At 71.6% G+C, this 16,507-nt stretch carries 20 protein-coding genes; 10 read left to right on the top strand and 10 right to left on the bottom strand.

Annotated elements, in window-relative coordinates; genetic code table 11:
- Nucleotides 1–487, top strand: a 487-nt coding sequence (locus tag ABZZ17_RS28125; protein WP_356879868.1) for a GNAT family N-acetyltransferase, incomplete at its 5' end; no start/stop codon positions are given.
- Between the two features lie 16 nt (nucleotides 488–503).
- Here ABZZ17_RS28125 and ABZZ17_RS28120 read toward each other — a convergent pair.
- The 7 genes from ABZZ17_RS28120 to ABZZ17_RS28090 all read right to left on the bottom strand — a co-directional run bounded on the left by ABZZ17_RS28120 (nucleotide 504) and on the right by ABZZ17_RS28090 (nucleotide 4,252).
- Nucleotides 504–962, bottom strand: coding sequence for a hypothetical protein (locus ABZZ17_RS28120; RefSeq protein ID WP_356879866.1), 459 nt, complete (start codon nucleotides 960–962; stop codon nucleotides 504–506).
- A 77-nt stretch (nucleotides 963–1,039) separates the two neighbouring features.
- Nucleotides 1,040–1,516, bottom strand: coding sequence for a DUF3515 family protein (locus ABZZ17_RS28115; protein ID WP_356879864.1), 477 nt, complete (start codon nucleotides 1,514–1,516; stop codon nucleotides 1,040–1,042).
- Nucleotides 1,516–1,857, bottom strand: a complete 342-nt coding sequence (locus ABZZ17_RS28110) for a hypothetical protein (RefSeq protein WP_356879862.1) — start codon at nucleotides 1,855–1,857, stop codon at nucleotides 1,516–1,518. Before ABZZ17_RS28110 ends, ABZZ17_RS28115 begins: the two co-directional genes overlap by 1 nt.
- A 55-nt stretch (nucleotides 1,858–1,912) precedes the next feature.
- Nucleotides 1,913–2,224: a VOC family protein gene (locus tag ABZZ17_RS28105; protein WP_356879860.1), complete on the bottom strand. Its 312-nt coding sequence runs from the start codon at nucleotides 2,222–2,224 to the stop codon at nucleotides 1,913–1,915.
- A gap of 133 nt (nucleotides 2,225–2,357) precedes the next feature.
- Complete coding sequence (locus tag ABZZ17_RS28100; RefSeq protein WP_356879858.1) at nucleotides 2,358–2,732, bottom strand: DUF6247 family protein; 375 nt, start codon at nucleotides 2,730–2,732, stop codon at nucleotides 2,358–2,360.
- A gap of 136 nt (nucleotides 2,733–2,868) precedes the next feature.
- The gene (locus ABZZ17_RS28095; protein WP_356879856.1) at nucleotides 2,869–3,627 is read right to left on the bottom strand and encodes a hypothetical protein; all 759 of its coding nucleotides are present in this window, start codon (nucleotides 3,625–3,627) and stop codon (nucleotides 2,869–2,871) included.
- Nucleotides 3,628–3,790: 163 nt separating this feature from the next.
- Complete coding sequence (locus ABZZ17_RS28090; protein WP_356879854.1) at nucleotides 3,791–4,252, bottom strand: nuclear transport factor 2 family protein; 462 nt, start codon at nucleotides 4,250–4,252, stop codon at nucleotides 3,791–3,793.
- Nucleotides 4,253–4,608: 356 nt separating this feature from the next.
- Between ABZZ17_RS28090 and ABZZ17_RS28085 the strand changes: the two genes are divergently transcribed.
- On the top strand, nucleotides 4,609–4,851 hold the full coding sequence (locus ABZZ17_RS28085) for an MbtH family protein (protein WP_356879852.1): 243 nt from the start codon (nucleotides 4,609–4,611) through the stop codon (nucleotides 4,849–4,851).
- A gap of 94 nt (nucleotides 4,852–4,945) precedes the next feature.
- On the opposite strand, the gene ABZZ17_RS28080 is transcribed toward ABZZ17_RS28085, so the two are convergent.
- On the bottom strand, nucleotides 4,946–6,298 hold the full coding sequence (locus ABZZ17_RS28080; RefSeq protein WP_356879850.1) for a lysine N(6)-hydroxylase/L-ornithine N(5)-oxygenase family protein: 1,353 nt from the start codon (nucleotides 6,296–6,298) through the stop codon (nucleotides 4,946–4,948).
- A 300-nt stretch (nucleotides 6,299–6,598) separates the two neighbouring features.
- Between ABZZ17_RS28080 and ABZZ17_RS28075 the strand changes: the two genes are divergently transcribed.
- Nucleotides 6,599–7,243: an FMN-binding negative transcriptional regulator gene (locus ABZZ17_RS28075; protein WP_356879848.1), complete on the top strand. Its 645-nt coding sequence runs from the start codon at nucleotides 6,599–6,601 to the stop codon at nucleotides 7,241–7,243.
- A gap of 56 nt (nucleotides 7,244–7,299) precedes the next feature.
- Here the strand turns inward: ABZZ17_RS28075 and ABZZ17_RS28070 are convergent, their stop codons facing one another.
- Nucleotides 7,300–7,971, bottom strand: a complete 672-nt coding sequence (locus tag ABZZ17_RS28070; RefSeq protein WP_356879846.1) for an LmbU family transcriptional regulator — start codon at nucleotides 7,969–7,971, stop codon at nucleotides 7,300–7,302.
- A 531-nt stretch (nucleotides 7,972–8,502) separates the two neighbouring features.
- Here ABZZ17_RS28070 and ABZZ17_RS28065 point away from each other — a divergent pair.
- Nucleotides 8,503–9,678 carry a serine hydrolase domain-containing protein gene (locus ABZZ17_RS28065; RefSeq protein ID WP_356879844.1) on the top strand — a complete coding sequence of 392 codons (1,176 nt, stop codon included), beginning with the start codon at nucleotides 8,503–8,505 and terminating at the stop codon, nucleotides 9,676–9,678.
- Between the two features lie 117 nt (nucleotides 9,679–9,795).
- Nucleotides 9,796–10,827 carry an acetylglutamate kinase gene (argB, locus tag ABZZ17_RS28060; RefSeq protein ID WP_356879842.1) on the top strand — a complete coding sequence of 344 codons (1,032 nt, stop codon included), beginning with the start codon at nucleotides 9,796–9,798 and terminating at the stop codon, nucleotides 10,825–10,827.
- Nucleotides 10,828–10,853: 26 nt separating this feature from the next.
- On the opposite strand, the gene ABZZ17_RS28055 is transcribed toward argB, so the two are convergent.
- Nucleotides 10,854–11,600, bottom strand: coding sequence for an alpha/beta fold hydrolase (locus ABZZ17_RS28055; RefSeq protein ID WP_356879840.1), 747 nt, complete (start codon nucleotides 11,598–11,600; stop codon nucleotides 10,854–10,856).
- 501 nt (nucleotides 11,601–12,101) lie between these two features.
- On the opposite strand from ABZZ17_RS28055, the gene ABZZ17_RS28050 reads away from it, so the two are divergent.
- From ABZZ17_RS28050 to ABZZ17_RS28030, 5 genes are all read left to right on the top strand, one after another.
- Nucleotides 12,102–12,317: an MbtH family protein gene (locus tag ABZZ17_RS28050; RefSeq protein WP_356879838.1), complete on the top strand. Its 216-nt coding sequence runs from the start codon at nucleotides 12,102–12,104 to the stop codon at nucleotides 12,315–12,317.
- Nucleotides 12,318–12,390: 73 nt separating this feature from the next.
- Entirely contained in the window at nucleotides 12,391–13,110 is a 720-nt protein-coding gene (locus ABZZ17_RS28045) for an LmbU family transcriptional regulator (RefSeq protein ID WP_356879836.1), read from the top strand.
- Between the two features lie 91 nt (nucleotides 13,111–13,201).
- Entirely contained in the window at nucleotides 13,202–14,758 is a 1,557-nt protein-coding gene (locus tag ABZZ17_RS28040) for an amino acid adenylation domain-containing protein (protein ID WP_356879835.1), read from the top strand.
- Between the two features lie 35 nt (nucleotides 14,759–14,793).
- Complete coding sequence (locus ABZZ17_RS28035) at nucleotides 14,794–15,009, top strand: phosphopantetheine-binding protein (protein ID WP_356879834.1); 216 nt, start codon at nucleotides 14,794–14,796, stop codon at nucleotides 15,007–15,009.
- Between the two features lie 282 nt (nucleotides 15,010–15,291).
- Nucleotides 15,292–16,476 carry an NAD(P)/FAD-dependent oxidoreductase gene (locus tag ABZZ17_RS28030; protein ID WP_356879832.1) on the top strand — a complete coding sequence of 395 codons (1,185 nt, stop codon included), beginning with the start codon at nucleotides 15,292–15,294 and terminating at the stop codon, nucleotides 16,474–16,476.
- The last annotated feature ends 31 nt before the right edge of the window (nucleotides 16,477–16,507 follow it).

The following is a 16,507-nucleotide window of genomic DNA, read 5'->3' as shown; positions in this document are numbered from 1 at the left end:
CGCCTTCGACGCCCGGCGCTTCGGCGCGTACGTGGCGAGGGCCCGCCGCGAGGACATCCGGCTGACGACCCTCGCCGACCTCGGCGACACCCCCGGGCACCGCCGGGCCCTGTACGAACTCGACAGGACCTGTTCCGCCGACATCCCGGAGCGGGGCGGGTTCCACACGTACGACGAGTACCTCGCGCGCCGCTTCGACACCCCCTCCTACGACCCGCGCGGCATCGTCCTCGCCCTCGACGGCGACGCCTGGGTGGGCATGGCCGCGACCTCCCACCACGACGGCTACCTCCTCAACGAGATGACCGGCGTCCGGGCCGGCCACCGCGGCCGCGGCCTGTCCATCGCCATGAAGACGATCGGCACCCGCTTCGCCGCCCTGTACGGGGCCCGCGAGATCCGCACGCTCCACCACCCGGCCAACACGAACGCCATCGCCATGAACCGGAAGATGGGATTCGTCGACGCCGACTGGCCCGACCCCTGACGGGCCGCCGGCCGGATCACCACGTCAGCTTGTAGGTGCTGTCCTTCGGGACCGGGTGCGGCGCCGTGTCGGTGTAGAGGAGCCGCATCGTCGTGAACCGGTCCAGGTCGGGGTGGTCGGGCCAGCGCTCGGGGTTCGCCAGGGTCACCGTCACCGGGTACGCGCGGAAGCGGCCCGCCGCGCAGTACGGACGGCAGTCGTTCACCATGTCGGTGCCGGTGGCCGTCGCGGTCCGTGTTCCCCAGTCGTGCCAGCGCAGGTCGACGAGGCGGTTGTTCCCGTCACCGCAGGCCAGCAGGTACTCCTCGGGCCGCACCTGGGCCTGCGCGAAGCAGTCGACGACCACGACCGGATCGGGATCGACCCGGGCGGGGGCGGAGGTGGCGGTGGCGGCGGAGGCCGGCACGATGGTGGTCAGCAGCGCCGCCGCCGCGAACAGTGCGGCGCCCGTCCGCGCCCTGCGTGATACGTCCACGGAACCCTCCTCGCCCTGCGATCACCCCCAGCCTCTCCCATACCGGCCGCACTCGCACACGCTGTACGCACCGTGACTCAGGTGTCACTCAGGGCGAGGCACCTGGACTTCCGTACCAAACCCCCCAGACTGCCGCCGACCGCCACCAGGGCGTCCCCCGCGAGCTGACGGCTCTCCTTGAAGGACACCTCGACCGCCGGGTCGGTCCCGTACACGGTGAAGACCCACCCGTCGCCGCGCTTCGCCCGCTCGTCGTCGAGCACCCAGTCGACGCCGTTCACGTTCATGCAGGTGTCGACGGTCGGTGCCGGCGGCCGCACCCCGCACCGCAGGATCACGGCCCCGCCGCCCCACCCGGCCGCGCCGGCCCCCTCGACCGCGTCGCGGTCCCGCCCGAGCAGCCGCTCGGGCAGCCGGCCGACCACGTCCGTACACGCGGCGCTCCGCGCGAAGGGCCCGGCCGGCACGGCGTAGTCGTCCAGGGCGGTCACCAGGCCGCCGACGGCGGCCGCGACCGCCACCGCGCACACCGCGCCCGTCCACGTGCGCGTCATCAGCAGTGGTATCCGTCCGGGCACTCGGAGGCGAATTCCCAGAACGCGAAGAAGAGCAGGACCGCGACGGCGGACACCGCGCCCATGACGGCGAAGCGCCGCAGGACGTCCCTGCGCCCTCCGAACAGGGCGATCCCCAGCCCGACGGCCGGCGCGAGCACCAGACCGCCCAGCCCCGCCCACACCAAGGCCGCCAAGGCCCACTCGTCGACGAGGTACCGCGTCTGCGCGAAGGCGCCGACGAGCACCGCCGCCACGAAGCACGCGGGTGACGCCATCCACCACCGCCCCAGCAGACCGACCGCACGCCCGGGGGGCCTTCCGACATCATGAGAAGCCATCTCCGGATCATAAGGACCCCCGGCCCGGCCCCCGTTGGCGCCCACCCGCCCCGGCCTAGGCCGGCCCGTGCTCCTCCGGGACGGTCAGCACCACCGTCCGCCCGTCCGGGTCGGTCAGGGTGTGCCGGCCCGCAGGCAGGAACCGGGTCCCGTGCGCGGGCGCGGTGAGCCCGAGGCGCAGGTACCCGGTCGGCGGCCGCCTGGTCGCCGGGTAGAGCTCGAGGACACCGCCGTCGGCGAGCGTGGCGGCATGGTGCGCGGGCCCGCTCCCGTGCTGTTCCGGCACGAACACGAGGCCCAGCAGGCCGTAGAAGTCACGACAGGCGTCGAGCCGGTCCGTGTAGATCACAACGAGATCGATGATCACAAAGGCGCTCCAGGTATCGGGGGACACCCCCCGGTGCGTGCGTCGGCAGACCCCCAGTCTCGGTCACACCGAACCCCCCACCCCCGAGACCCCGTTCACCGGCCGTCGGGGTCGTGCTCCCAGCGCTGGGCGCTCACTCGGCTCCGCTGTGCGGAAGCCCGGATTCGGCGGCGGCCTTGTCCAGGATCAGCCCGATCTCGGCGGCGAGGGCACGGGCCTCGTCGACGTCCGTGACGTGCGCGGCCCGGTCCTCCAGCGCGCGCAGCCGGGCGGCCTGGGCGGGGTGCCGTTCGACGGCGACGTAGAGGGCCCACTGCCGCAGGAACCTGCGCACCGGGGCGGAGCTGACCCGGTCGCGGGCCAGGGCGAGGGCGGCCGTCCGTTCCGCGTCGAACGTGGGCACGGCCTCGGGCGCGACCCGGGCCAGAGCGGCGCGCAGGTCCTCCGCGGTCATCGCGGGCTGGGGGAGCCCGGTGCCGTTTCCGGGGTGCTCGGCGGCGGTGCTCATGCGGCGTCGGCCTCGTCGTCGTGGGAGGTGCGGGAGGTGCGGGAGGTGTAACGCTACGACCGCGGCCGACCCGCCGCGGTCGTAGCGTGCGACGATCCGCCCGCCGAAATCGCAACCGCGCTTGACAACCCGGTCCCTACCGGACGGCAGCCCGCCGGTACCGGTGGAGCTGCCGGGCCGCGTATCCCACGAAGGGAACGACGACGGCGGGCACGACCCACCAGGGGACGCCGAGGGCGAGGGCGAGGAACGCCACCCCGCCGCAGGTGATGCCCGTCCCGATCAGCATGGGCTTCACGAACGGGCGCCAGCCGAGGTGCCCGTGCCGGTCGCCTCCGGCCAGTCGGACCGTGCCGAGTACCAGCCCCAGGGCCGCCAGCAGGCCCGCGAACGTGGCGACGCCGGCGGTCATCTGGGCTTCGTCGCGGGGTTCGTCGGCGGAGCTTTCCCGGATGCCGTCCCGGCTCAGCGCCATGACGTCGCCGCGCCAGACGGTACCGGTCACCCGGTCCCCCGGCCGGAGCTGTTTCACCAGCGGCCCCCCACCGCCGAACGGGACCAACCCCCTGCCGAAGGGCGTGCCGTGCACGATGACGTCGTACACGGTGCTCTTCCCCGAGTCCTTGGACACCACGCTCTCGACGGTGAACGAGACCGTACGCAGGCAGTCCTCCCCGGGGCAGGGCCCGGTCGCCGCGTAGGCCTCGTACCGGCTGACGTCGGACGGCAGCATCTCGGCAGCAAGGAAGAAACAGGCCAGGGCCGGGACCAGGGACAGCGCGATCAGCGCGGCGCCGAGGAGCCGGTCCCCGGCGGACCGTCGGGCGGGTACGTCACCGTCCGGCGGAGGCGGCATCGGCGTGTCCGGCCGGTCACGCGTGGTCGTTCCCGTCACTTCAGGCCTCCCCCTGCTCGGGAGACCGGGTCTCCGGAGCGCACCCGCGGTTGCCTCCGGCCGAAGAACCGCCGGCTCGAAGGCGGTTGGTCCAGGCTAGCTACCGGAAACCGGAGCCCGACGGCCGGGGTGCGCGGTCCGGTACGGACCGGGCGGGCGGGGCTCAGGCCAGGTCGTCGCGGGTTATGCGGCGGTGTGCGGTGCGCCATTCGCCGCGGGTGCGCAGCAGGACGTCCTCCATGACGTACACGTGCAGCACCTTGGAGCCGCCTCCGGCGGGCGTCACGTACACCAGGGCCGAGCAGCGGGTGTGCAGGACCCCGTCCGGCTGGGGCCGTACGTCGAGCATGCCGATCCAGTGGTCGAGGCGGCTGCCGGCCCGCCGCTGCCGTTCCGCGCCGGCGCGGACGTAGCCGGCGAGTCCGGTGCGGGCACGCACCGGCACGGACAGGGAGGGGGTCTCGAAGACGGCGTCCTCGGTGAAGGTGGCCGCCCAGCGCTCGGTGTCGTGCGCGTCCAGGATCCGCATCTGGTGCGCGTAGAACTGCTGGACCTGCGCGTACAGGGCGGCGAAGTCCTGGCTCTGGGCGTTGAGTTCGGCGGTGCCCACCAGCTCGATGGTCATGATCTCAGCCTCCGCTTGCGTCCGTGTCCTTGGGGTGGTGGGGGACGCCGAGGGGATCCCGGGGATCTCCAGGGGATCCGCACTCGGTACGGACAGTCTCTGCGGCCCGGATGGAGCATCCTTTAAATACTCCTCAAGCGGTCCCGCCGACCCTGGCGACGCCGGACCGGGAAAAGTCCTGGCAACGGGACAGCGGGTCGCCGATATCGAGAGGAACGGGCACCGAAGGCCTCCACGGGATTCCTGAAAGGTGCCATGATCGGGGCTGGCTTATCGCCAGCCCGATGCCACCGAGGAATGATGGTTCACTTTCCGCTCGAAAGTGAATCGTGGACGGCTTGAATTGGAGTGCATTCATGAGCAGCAACCCGTTCGACGACGCTGAAGGCCGGTTCTGGGTTCTGGCGAACGACGAGCAGCAGCATTCGCTGTGGCCCTCGTTCGCGACGGTGCCCGCCGGCTGGCGCATCGTGTTCGGCGAGGAGAGCCGCGACAAGTGCCTCGCGTACGTGGAGGAGCGCTGGACCGACCTGCGGCCGCAGAGCCTGCGGGACGCGATGGACGCCGGCGCGGCCGCCGCTGCCGCCGACGCCGCGTGAGCTGACCGGCCGACCGGGCGTACCCCGGGAACCGCCAAGGGGTGGGCCCCGGTGCTGCGGCCGCAGCACCGGGGCCCACCCCCTCCCGGCCGTCTCAGGCGGCCGAGGGCTCCCGCTCCGCGGCCGAGGTGCGGTTCAGCTCCCGCTCGGTGCGCCGCAGCACGATCGAATCGGCGATCTCGCCGCTGCGGACCGCGATGTTCGACAACAGCGACGACGACAGGCCGTGGCTGTGCTCGGTGCCGCCCTGGACGTAGACGCCGCAGGTCAGTCCGGAAGCGGCGACGAGGCGGTAGTCGCGCTCCACCCGGTGCCGGCCCGCCGCGTCGCGCTGGAAGTGGCGGTCGAAGTCACCGAGCAGGCGGGCCGGGTCCAGGCCGTCGTAGCCGGTGGCGAACACCAGCGCGTCGACCGTCAGTTCCTCCGTCCGGTCGTCGAGCAGCGAGCGCAGCACCACCCGCGCCCCGCTTCCGACGCGCTCGACCGCGTCGACCCGGGTGAGGTTGCGGAAGTGCAGCCGTCGGCTGTCCCGCACCTGCTCGTCGTACGAACGCTGGTACAGCGAGCGGATGACGTCGGAGTCGACCACCGAGTAGTTGGTGTTGCGGTGGTAGCGCCAGAACGCGTCCTGCGCCTTCTCGCTGCCGAAGTAGTACTCGTCCACCGCGGCCGGGTCGAACACCTGGTTGGCGAAGGGGGTGTCGTCGGCGACGGAGTAGCCGTAGGACGGGATGACCGCGGAGACCTGGGCGTGCGGCAGCGCGTCGTGCAGGAAGCGGGTGATCTCGGCCGCGCTCTGGCCGGCGCCGACCACGGCCACGCTCTTCAGGTCCTCCGGGGCCTGCGCGTTGAACTTGGTCAGGAACTCCGAGCTGTGCCACACGCGTTCGTCGGCGCTCACGCCCTCCGGCAGGCGCGGCACCAGGCCCGTCGAGACGGCCACGTTGCGCGCCGTGACCGTGCTGGTGGTGCCGTCGCTGCCGCGCACCTCGACCTCCAGCAGGTCGGGCGCGCCGGCCCCGGCCTCGGCCACGGGCCGGATCGAGGTGACCTCGGCGCCGTAGGTGACCCGGTCGGCGAGCCCGGCGGCCGCCCACTCCAGGTACTGGTGGAACTCCTGCCGGGTCGGGAAGAAGTCCTGGTTGTTCACGAACTGCACCAGCCGGTTGGAGGCGTGCAGGAACGAGATGAAGCCGAACCGGGATACCGGATTCCGGAAGGTCACCAGGTCCTTGAGGAACGAGATCTGCATGGTCGTCGACGGCAGCAGCATGTTCCGGTGCCAGCCGAAGGACGGCTGCCGCTCGAAGAAGTGGGATCTGACCGGATGCTGCGGAGCGCTCGCTCCGTGCTCCTCCAAGGCGATCGCGAGCGACATGTTGGACGGGCCGAACCCGATGCCCACCACGTCGTAGATCTCTTGGCTGCGCCTATCCGTTACGCCCATAGAAAACTCTCCCGCTTGCGTCTGAAAAACTCGGACGGTGGCCCGAGAGACCGTTATGCAGTGTTGCTCCGGAGAGTGCCCCAAGGCAACTTGAAGACGGTATGAAGGTCATTGGAGAGTGCTTCTCGCGTTGCTCGATATGCGAAAGCGTTGTCCTGTCGACGGGACGCCGGTACGGTCGGCGCATATCTGCAGAATCCCTGCGTGGCGAGGCCGATGGCGTGTTTCCGGAGGAGTGCCGTCAGTCATGCACTGAGCCAGAGCCATGCCCTGAGTCAATTGCCGAAAGGGTGAATTCGGATGTACGTGCCCAGCTTTTACCGCGAACCGGACAGTTCGTGGATGGTGGACCTGATCCGTGGTAATCCATTGGCGCTCGCGGCGGCCAACGGCAGCCGGGAGGACGGCCCGTTCGCCACGCACCTGCCGGTCATCTTCGACCCCGAGACGTCCGGCGACTGGTCCGGCGACCTGACGGGGGCCACGCTGCTCGGACACATGAACCGGGCCAATCCGCACTGGGCGGCGCTGGAGTCGGGCAGCGTCCTGCTGCTGACGTTCACCGGTCCGCACTCCTACGTGTCGCCCACGGTGTACGGGGTGACCCCGGCCGCCCCGACCTGGAACTTCACCTCGGTGCACGTCCGCGGCGTGGTGGAGAAGATCGACTCGACGGAGGAGGCGCTGGGCGTGGTGCAGTCCACCGTACGGGCCTTCGAGGGGGAGTTCGGCAGCGGCTGGGACATGACCGGGTCGCTCGACTACTTCCGCAAGATCGTGCCCGAGGTGGGGGCCTTCCGGTTCACGGTGACCGGGGCCGAGGGCATGTTCAAGCTCAGCCAGGAACAGCCGGGCGAGGTGCGCGAGCGGGTACGGGAGTCGTTCGGGCAGAGCGCGTGCAGGTACCAGCGCGAGACCGCCGGGCTGATGAGTGCCCTGCCGTGACGCGGGGCGGGGTGACGTGACGCGCCGGCGTGCCGGGGCCTGCGGGCAAGGGGCCCTCAGGCCCCGACGGCCACCGGCCGGGTCCGTACCGCGAGACCCTCGGGGCGCGCGTTCTCCTCGGCGGTGCCCGCCGCCGGCGCGGCCAGGCCCTTGATGCCCGTGAGGTCGGAGACCGCCTTGCGGTCCGGCCGCTCGCCGAGGTCCTCCAGGGCGCTCGCGGCCGCGCTGTCCAAGGTGGCCATCACCCACTGCTCGAAGTCGACGCCCAGCTGCTCCGCGGCCTGGCCCCACCACTCGACACGGCTGCCGGGCACCTCCAGGCGCCGGCTCGGCTCGGCGGGAGCGCCCGGCTGCCGCTCGCCCTGGCGCACGGCCCGGATGGCGTCGCGCAGCTGCTTGGTGGTCCACTGCCGCTGCTCGGCGCGGTCGAGCCAGTGGTCCTGTTCCTCGACCGGCATCGAGGCCAGCTCGGCGTGGTGCTGGAAGCTCAGGGCGGGCCGGCGCCGGTCGAGGTCGAAGCGTCTGGAGACCCACGCGTAGTTGCGCAGGGTCTGGTAGGAGAGGCCGACGGCGCGGATCCCGCGCTGGTACCGGTCGGTGTAGTGGTCCTTGCCGTACACGAGCCAGTCGCCCAGCCACCAGGAGGACGAGTCGAGGACGTCGGCGAGCTGCCGCCCGGCCCGTTCCCACTCGGCGTAGGCCAGCCCGGCCGGCATCTGGAGGCTCACCTTGGTCGTCAGTACCTGACCCCGTCGCGGCGCGGTCCCCGCAGTGCGCGGCTGCCGAGGCTGGGGCTGCGGGAGAGCGGTTGCCGGGGCGCCACGCGACCCCGCGGTGTGACCGGCCTGACGTGCCATCATGCCTCCATGGAAGGGCGTACGTAACCGGCGAGCAGTCTCGCGAGGCGGTCTGGAGCTGCGCCGGAGCGGCGTTCGAACGACTGCGCCGCGACCCTTTCCGTGGCATGAAACCGATCGTCCGGTGCATCATCGGTGAGCTCCCGGCGGCCGGGTACGGGATCGTTCAGGTGCCCCGCCCGGGGGAGTTGTCCCGTCGACGGGACGCCACGTGACCGCAGGCGCCGCCGTGTGCCGAGCGCCCCTTCCGGCGCGCGTTCCGCCTCGCGGAGCCGTGCGACCCGGCCGCCGCCGTTGTGCGCGTGAGCGCCGGGTGTGGACCGCATCAGCCACAGGACGCTGCCGCCCACGGGTCACACAAGTGCGAAATCAGCCAAATCCGGACGACTCAGGGGAATGACGATGGGGAAGAGATACAGAGCCGGGGTGGTCGCCCTGGTCGCGGCCGCGATCACGGCCACCGCCTTGACGGCTCCCGCCCAGGCGGCGCGCGACACCGGCCCCACGGCGGCCGGCCACCGGGCGACGCAGCGCGCGATCGACGCGGCCGTCGCGGCCGGGGTCCCCGGCGTCACCGCCGAGGCGCGGGACGCGGGCGGAGTGTGGAAGTCCGCGTCGGGCGTGGGCGACCTGCGGACGGGAGCGCCGCGCGGCAAGGACGACCGCTTCCGCGTCGGCGGCATCACCAACACCTTCGTGGCGACGGTCCTCCTCCAGATGGAGACGGAGAAGAAGCTCAGCCTCGACGACACCGTGGAGCGGCACCTTCCGGGCCTCGTGACGGGCAACGGCAACGACGGCCGCGAGATCACCGTACGGCAGCTCCTCAACCACACCAGCGGCCTGTTCGACTACCTGGCCGACGAGGAGTACGCGAAGACGTACCTGACGGGCGACGGCTACCTCCAGCACCGGTACGACACCCTGACGCCCCGGACGCGCGTGCGGGTGGCCCTCTCCCACGAGCCGCCGTACCGGCCCGGCGCCCGGCACTGGTACTCCAGCACCAACGACGTCCTGGCCGCGCTCGTCGTCGAGAAGGTCGGCCGCAAGCCGTACGAGGCCGAGGTGCGCAACCGCATCATCGAGCCCCTGGGCCTCAGGGCGACGTCCCACCCCGGCACCGGCGCCCAGCTGCCCCGGCCGAGCAGCCGCGGCTACTCGAAGCTCTTCGGCGCGCAGCCGGACCGGATCGACGACGTCACCGAGATGAACGGGTCCCAGGCCTGGGGCAACGGCGACATCATCTCCAGCGCGGCCGATCTGAATCGGTTCTACGAGGCCCTCATGCGCGGCAGGCTCCTGCCGCCGCAGCAGCTGGCGGCCATGAAGACGACGGTCGACAACCCCGACTTCCCGGGCTCGTCCTACGGGCTCGGCATCGAGCGGCTCACGACGAGCTGCGGAGGGTCCGTCTGGTACCACGACGGAGGCGCCGTGGGGTGGATCACCGTGGCCACCTTCACCGAGGACGGCCGCCGCCAGTTCACCTACAACTACAACGCCAACTGGGGAGCGGAGACCCTCCTCCCCATCCTGAACGCCGAGTACTGCGAGCAGCCCGCGCGCACGCGCTGAGGCAGGTCGCGAGGACGCCCCTTCCCGACCGCGACACCCGTCGTATCGAAGGCGAACGAAACGGATGGCGGCGCCTGGATCGCGTGACAACGACACGTCCGTCAACCGGGAGGGTTCATGACAGTGCGAGCAGCCGTGGCGGGAGCGGCCGGACATCCGGACGGACAGCCGGACGGACGTCCGGACGGACAGCCGGGCGGGCGTCCGGACGGCGGGGCGCGCCGCTCCGCCGAGCGTCCGGTCCCGCCCAAGGCACACGCCCTCATCGAGGCGCTGCCCCGGATGGCCCGCCACCACGGCAAGACCGTCGTCATCAAGTTCGGCGGCAACGCCATGGTCGACGACGACCTGAAGGCGGCCTTCGCCAAGGACGTCCTCTTCCTGCGGCACGCGGGCCTCAACCCCGTCGTGGTGCACGGCGGCGGCCCGCAGATCAGCGCGCAGCTGCGGCGCCTGGGCCTGGAATCCCGGTTCGAGGGCGGGCTGCGGGTCACCACCGACGAGACCATGGACGTCGTACGCATGGTCCTCGCCGGTCAGGTGCAGCGCGAGCTCGTCGGGCTGCTCAACGAGCACGGCCCGCACGCGGTGGGCCTGACCGGGGAGGACGCCCGCCTGATGACCGCCACCAAGCACTACGCGGAGGTCGACGGCCGGCCCGTGGACATCGGCCGCGTCGGCGAGGTGGCCGACGTCGACGCCGGGATCGTGCAGGCCCTCATCGACAACGGACGCATCCCCGTCATCTCCTCCATCGCCCGGCCCGCGGACGACAAGGACGCCGCGGGGGGCGGGGTGTTCAACGTCAACGCCGACACCGCCGCCGCCGCCCTCGCCGCCGCGCTCGGCGCCGAGACGCTGCTGGTCCTGACCGACGTCGCGGGCCTGTACGCGAACTGGCCCGACAGCGACGAGGTGATCCCCCGGCTGACCGCCGGCGAACTGACCGGGCTGCTGCCCGGGCTGGCCGCCGGGATGATCCCCAAGATGGCGGGCTGCCTGCACGCCGTGAACAACGGGGTCCGCAGCGCCCGCGTCATCGACGGCCGGGTCAAGCACTCCGTCCTGGCGCAGATCCTCACCGACGAGGGCGCCGGCACGCTGGTCGTACCGGACGAGGACGCGAGTTCCGGGGGAGCGGCACCCTGAGCCGCACGCCGGCCGCACGGCGAGGCTCAGGAGGGGCGCGTCGCGGCCGCCGCGTCGAGCGCCGCGGTCGCGTCCCGTTCGATCTGCCGCAGCAGCGGCCGGGGATCGTCCTGGAAGTAGAAGTGACCGCCGTCGAAGATCCGCAGCCCCAGGAAGTGCTCGGTGTACCGGGCCCAGTCGGCCATCCGCTGCGGTGAACAGGCGTGGTCCTCGGCTCCCGCGTAGGCGGACAGCGCCACGGGCAGCGGGGCGGCGCCGGGAGCGGGGCGCCAGTTCTCCACCAGGGCCAGGTCGGCCCGGATGACCGGTTCGAACAGGGCCCACAGCTCGGGGTCGTCGAAGACCTCGTCGGGCGTGCCGCCGAGCAGCTTCAGCCGGGTCCGCAGCTCGGCGTCGGGCAGCTCGTGGTACGGATGCGCCGGTCCGGCCGGCTGCGGTGCGGACCGTGCGGAGACCCCGATCCACACCGGCAGCGGCAGGCCCCGGTCGACGGCCCGCCGGGTGATCTCGTACGTCACGAGGGCGCCCATGCTGTGCCCGAACAGGGCGTAGGGCACGGTCAGTTCGGACTCGACGTGGCTCAGCAGGAAGTCGGCGAGGCGGCCGGCGTCCGCGATCTGCGGCAGTTCGAGGAGGAAACCGTGGCCCGGGGCGTCGAGCAGCCGTACGTCCCACGTCGCCGGCAGCCCGGCCCGCCAATGGCGGTAAAGGGTGTGTGAGCCCCCGGCGTGGTGCAGGACGAACAGGCGCAAGGTGGGTCGGGTGCTGTCCATCTCTCTCCCTCGGATAGGGCCGCGCGTCCTCGGACCGTAGAGCGGTGGCCGCTCGCGGGGGCGCGCGCACCAGAGGGCCTCCGCCGCAGGTGTGGCGGCTCTTGGCCGATCCTCAGGTGGCGCGGACGGGACCCGGCCGCCGGTTCCGCGCCCGCGGAGCCCCCTGCCGGGAGGCCCGGCAGCTGCCCGGACGCCGGACGCCGGCCGTGGATCCCCGCCCGCCACCTGCTCCTCCAGGAGACCTTGACCGTGTCTCAAAAGGGTTGTGTCTACAGTGTGCGCGTCGGCTACCCGGCAACGCGTACAGCCGGCCCGTACGACGACCGTGACCCGGCTCGGAAGGCCGGGGCCCGCACCACCGCCCGAACCGGGCGGACGGCGCACGGGCCGACCGGTAGTCGTGGGTTCCCCTTCCGGGGAACGCGGGGCGGCGGCCCTCCCGCACCAGCCCCCGCGCATTCCCATCCCGAGCCACCCCATGACAGTTGAGGACGGTGCGAGTTGAGCACGAACCCCTTCGATGACGAGGACGGCCGCTTCCACGTGGTGGTCAACGACGAGGAGCAGCACTCCCTGTGGCCGGCGTTCGCCGAGGTGCCCGCCGGCTGGCGGGTCGTCTTCGGTGAGGCCGCCAGGGCCGAGTGCCTCGAGTACGTCGAGAAGAACTGGACCGACCTGCGCCCCAAGAGCCTGCGCGAGGCCATGGCCGCGGGCTGACGGAGCAGCACGGCTTCGCGGTCGAGTGATCGGTTACGCCCGGGCAAGCACTCTGAGTGGGGGGATGACGGTGGTGAGCGGCGCTGTGAGGACCGCGAGCGGTATCAAGGCGGGGCCGGGGGGCAACAGCGGTGAGCCCGCGCGGCGCGACGTGGTGCCGTCCTTCGTGGGGTCGCAAGCCACGGTGCAGAAGTCGGGGATGATCCTCCCGCAGAACCTGCCGGAGCGCTCCTGGGAGCGGATCGGGACCGACCTGCGCGAGCTCGTGAACTCCTCCGCGTGGTGGCTCGCCGACTGGCTGATCTACGGGGAGGCCACCTACGGGTGGCGGCGGTACAAGGAGGCGATCGAGCGCACCGGGCTGGACTACCAGACGCTGCGCAACTACGCCTGGGTGGCCCGGCGGTTCGAGCACTCGCGCCGGCGGGACGGCCTCAGCTTCGCCCACCACGCCGAGGTGGCCCGCCTGGCGCCGCCGGAGCAGGACTACTGGCTGCGCAAGGCCGAGCAGCAGAAGTGGTCGCGCAACGAACTCCGCCGGTCGGTCCGGGCCAGCCTGGCCGTGCAGAGCGACACGGCCGAGATCCCCCCGGGCGGCGACGAGAAGCAGGACGTGCCCCGGCTGGCCGGTCCGGCGGCCGCCGAGAAGCGCCGGCAGAAGGTCACCACGCTGACCATCGAGCTGTCCGTCGGCCGGCTGGAGTGCCTCGCGGAGACGGCGGCCGCGCACGGCCTGTCCGTCGACAAGTGGGTGGCCCAGATGCTGGAAACCGCCGACCGCAAAACCGCCTAGAGGCGCGCCCGAACGTGCCGGCAACGCCCGTTGCCCGTGTCGCGCCGAGACGGCGCGTGCGGCCGGACACCTCTCACATCGGAGCCAGTTGATGATCCTTCAGGGAAAGCGGGTCGCCCTGCCCCCGGCGCCCGTCGTCCACAAGCGGTTCGAGGCGCACGTGGCGGCCGCCCCCGACGCCGTGGCCGTCGTCCGGGCCGGCCGGCAGGTGACGTACGCCGAGCTGGACGCGAAGGCGAACCGTTTCGCCCACCTGCTCGTCGCGCGCGGACACGGCCGGGGCGCGAAGGTCGGCGTGTGTCTCGACTACTCGGTCGACATGCTCGTGGCCATCCTCGGCACCCTGAAGGCGGGCGCGGCCTACGTACCGTTCGACCCGGCCTACCCGGAGGCCCGGCTCCGGCTGTTGCTGGGCCAGGTCCCCGGTCTCGCCCTGATCGTGGCCTCCCCCGCGACGGCCGCGATGGTCGAGTCCGCGAGCGTCGACGTCATCGACCTGGAGCAGCTGGCCGGTCACCTGGCAGGTCTCCCGGCGACCGCGCCCGACGTCCCCGTCACCGGGGACGACGTCTGCTACGCGGTCTTCACGTCCGGATCGACCGGTACGCCGAAGCTCACCGCGGTGCGGCACGAGGGCTGGTTCAACCTGATGAACTGGCTCCAGGTCGAGTACGGCCTGGACAGCGGGTCGAACAACCTGGTCGTCAGTGCCTTCGGCTTCGACCTCTCCCAGCGCGCCCTGATGACCGCCCTGTTCTGCGGCGCCACCCAGTACCTGCTGGCGAGCCGGAACTTCGACGCCATGATGGCCTACCGCATCCTGAACGAGCACGACATCCGCACGGTCCACTGCGCCTCCAGCACCCTGTACCTGCTGGTGGACTGGGAGACCGCGCGCGGCGGCGACGCCCTCACCCGGCTGGACTACGTCCTCTTCGGCGGCGAGGCCCTGAAGGCCGGGCGGCTCACGGACTGGGCGCGGCGCGAGGGCAACACCTGCACCCTCCTGCACCAGTACGGGGTCGCCGAGTGCACGGACGTCGCGACCTCGTACGACCTCGCCGGGTACCGGCCCGGCGAACAGGACGTCCCGCCGGTCGGCAGGCCGGCGTACAACACCGACATCCACCTCCTCGGCGAGGACCTGCGCGGCGTCGCGCCCGGGGAGCAGGGCGAGATCTGCATCTCCGGGGCCAGCGTCGGCGCGGGTTACCTCAACGCCGGTCCCGAGAACCGGAAGTTCACCACGATCACGGTCGACGGGGAGCCGCGCCGGGCGTACCGCACGGGTGACCGCGGCTACGTGAACGAGGCCGGCGAGCTCGTCGTCCTCGGCCGGATCGACGCGCAGGTGAAGGTGCGCGGCATGCGCATCGACCCCACCGACATCGAGCGCGCGCTCGCCCGGCTGGCCGGGGTCCGGGAGGCCGCCGTGGTGGTCACGTACACCGAGTCCGGCGACGCCGAACTCGTCGCCTTCGTCGTCCCCGCGGGGGACGGCCCCGCCGAGAACGACCTGCGCACGGGCCTCCTGGAGACGCTGCCGCGGAACATGGTCCCGGCCAGGTTCCTGAACATTCCGCGCATTCCGCTGAGCCCGCACGGGAAAGCGGACCGCGCGGCGCTGGCCGATGCTTGCCGAGCCTGAAGACAATCGAGAGGACTGTGATGATCGCCGATCGTGTGCGCGCCATTTGGTGCCGGGAACTCCAGCAGGAAGACATATCGGTCGACGATGATTTCTTCGCCCTCGGCGGCCAGTCCCTGATCATGGTCAACATTCAGGGTGCCTTCATGGACGAATTGGGCGTCGAGGTCCCCATCGACCAGATGTTCCTCAACTCGACGGTGGCGTCGATCTCGGCGTACATCGAGTCCCAGGGCGCGGTGACCTCCTAGCATCGGGCGTGGTCGACGCCGCGCCGTGTCTCGCCGGCGAGACACGGCGCGGCGTCGGTGCGCGTTCTCCACCGCGTTCTCCGCCGCGTTTCCCGCGCTTTCCCCGCCGCGTTCTCCGCCACTGGTTCCCTTCATTCCGCCAGTGCGGACGGCTAGCATCGCATTCATGCCCGGCAGCGGTTGTTCCGTCCGCCGCGCCGATAGCGCGCCCCCCTTGCAACGGCTTGTCCGGTTGCGGCCGCGCTGCGTCAAAAACCACCTGCTAAGAGAGGCGTAGGCGCCATGTACGACGTGATTGTCATAGGTGCTCGTTGTGCGGGTTCGCCGACGGCCATGCTATTCGCGCAGCAGGGATATCGCGTCCTGCTCCTGGAGAAGGCGAATTTCCCGCAGGACACCCTGTCCTCGCACTACCTGCACCAGCCGGGCGTGGCGCTCCTCAACAAGTGGGGGCTGCTCGACAAGCTCCGTGAGGCGGGCTGCCGGCCGATCAACCACGAGAGCTACCAGGGTCCCGAGGTCCGCCTCGACGGCTTCTCCCTGCCGGTCGACGGCCAGCGGACCACGTACGCGCCGAGGCGGTTCGTGCTCGACCCGATCCTCGCGGCCGGCGCGGTCGCGGCCGGGGTGGAGTTCCGCGAGGGCTGCGCGGTCAACGACCTGGTGTTCGAGGACGACCGGGTCGTCGGAGTGCGGTACACGACGCCCGACGGCGCCGAGGCGACGGACCGGGCGCGCCTGGTCGTCGGCGCGGACGGCATGCGCTCGCTGGTGGCCCGCAAGGCCGGTGCGCCGAAGGTCATCGAGCACGCGCGGATGACCTGCGTCTACTACAGCTACTGGGCCGGGGTCCCGTCGAGCTTCGAACTGTACGAGCGGCCGGGGCGCTGGGTGGCCGCCCTCCCCACCAACGACGACCTCACGCTGATCATGACCTACTTCCCGCAGGACGAGTACAACGAGGTCCGCAAGGCGGCGGAGGCCGCCTACCTCGAGGCCGTCCGCACGACGGCGCCCGACCTGTTCGAGCGGATGTCGGCCGGCACCCGCGTGGAGCAGATGTACGGCACCGGGCACCAGGAGAACTACTTCCGCAAGGCCTACGGACCCGGGTGGGTCCTGGTCGGCGACGCGGTGCACCACAAGGACTCCATCACCGCCCGCGGCATCACCGACGCCTTCGTCCAGGCCCAGGCGCTCACCGACTACATCGGGGCGGGCCTCCACGACGACGCCGCGCTCAAGGCGGCGCTGCGGCGCTACGAGAACGACCTGGGCAACAACGCCCTCAGCCTCTACCAGGGCGTGCTCAACGTGGCCGAGCTCAAGCCCGAGGGGCGCACGGAGATGCTGCGCAAGCTGGTCGGTCACCAGGACCTGATCGACCGCTACTTCTCGACGACGTCGGGCGCGATCTCCCTCGACGACTTCTACAACGCCGACCTGTTGACGGTACTCGATCAGTAATTGAGCGGCGGACCGCTCACTGGTAGTTCTG

Source organism: Streptomyces sp. NPDC006512, assembly GCF_040611935.1.
GTDB lineage: Bacteria > Actinomycetota > Actinomycetes > Streptomycetales > Streptomycetaceae > Streptomyces.
This window is presented reverse-complemented; position numbering and strand designations above follow the sequence as displayed.

What these genes read in the sequence shown, in the direction of transcription:
- ABZZ17_RS28115 (WP_356879864.1), bottom strand. Translation starts at nt 1,516, where the DNA reads ATGACGCGCACGTGGACGGGCGCGGTGTGCGCGGTGGCGGTCGCGGCC.
- ABZZ17_RS28110 (WP_356879862.1), bottom strand. Translation starts at nt 1,857, where the DNA reads ATGGCTTCTCATGATGTCGGAAGGCCCCCCGGGCGTGCGGTCGGTCTG.
- ABZZ17_RS28100 (WP_356879858.1), bottom strand. Translation starts at nt 2,732, where the DNA reads ATGAGCACCGCCGCCGAGCACCCCGGAAACGGCACCGGGCTCCCCCAG.
- ABZZ17_RS28090 (WP_356879854.1), bottom strand. Translation starts at nt 4,252, where the DNA reads ATGACCATCGAGCTGGTGGGCACCGCCGAACTCAACGCCCAGAGCCAG.
- ABZZ17_RS28085 (WP_356879852.1), top strand. Translation starts at nt 4,609, where the DNA reads ATGAGCAGCAACCCGTTCGACGACGCTGAAGGCCGGTTCTGGGTTCTG.
- ABZZ17_RS28080 (WP_356879850.1), bottom strand. Translation starts at nt 6,298, where the DNA reads ATGGGCGTAACGGATAGGCGCAGCCAAGAGATCTACGACGTGGTGGGC.
- ABZZ17_RS28075 (WP_356879848.1), top strand. Translation starts at nt 6,599, where the DNA reads ATGTACGTGCCCAGCTTTTACCGCGAACCGGACAGTTCGTGGATGGTG.
- ABZZ17_RS28065 (WP_356879844.1), top strand. Translation starts at nt 8,503, where the DNA reads ATGGGGAAGAGATACAGAGCCGGGGTGGTCGCCCTGGTCGCGGCCGCG.
- argB (WP_356879842.1), top strand. Translation starts at nt 9,796, where the DNA reads ATGACAGTGCGAGCAGCCGTGGCGGGAGCGGCCGGACATCCGGACGGA.
- ABZZ17_RS28055 (WP_356879840.1), bottom strand. Translation starts at nt 11,600, where the DNA reads ATGGACAGCACCCGACCCACCTTGCGCCTGTTCGTCCTGCACCACGCC.
- ABZZ17_RS28040 (WP_356879835.1), top strand. Translation starts at nt 13,202, where the DNA reads ATGATCCTTCAGGGAAAGCGGGTCGCCCTGCCCCCGGCGCCCGTCGTC.
- ABZZ17_RS28030 (WP_356879832.1), top strand. Translation starts at nt 15,292, where the DNA reads ATGTACGACGTGATTGTCATAGGTGCTCGTTGTGCGGGTTCGCCGACG.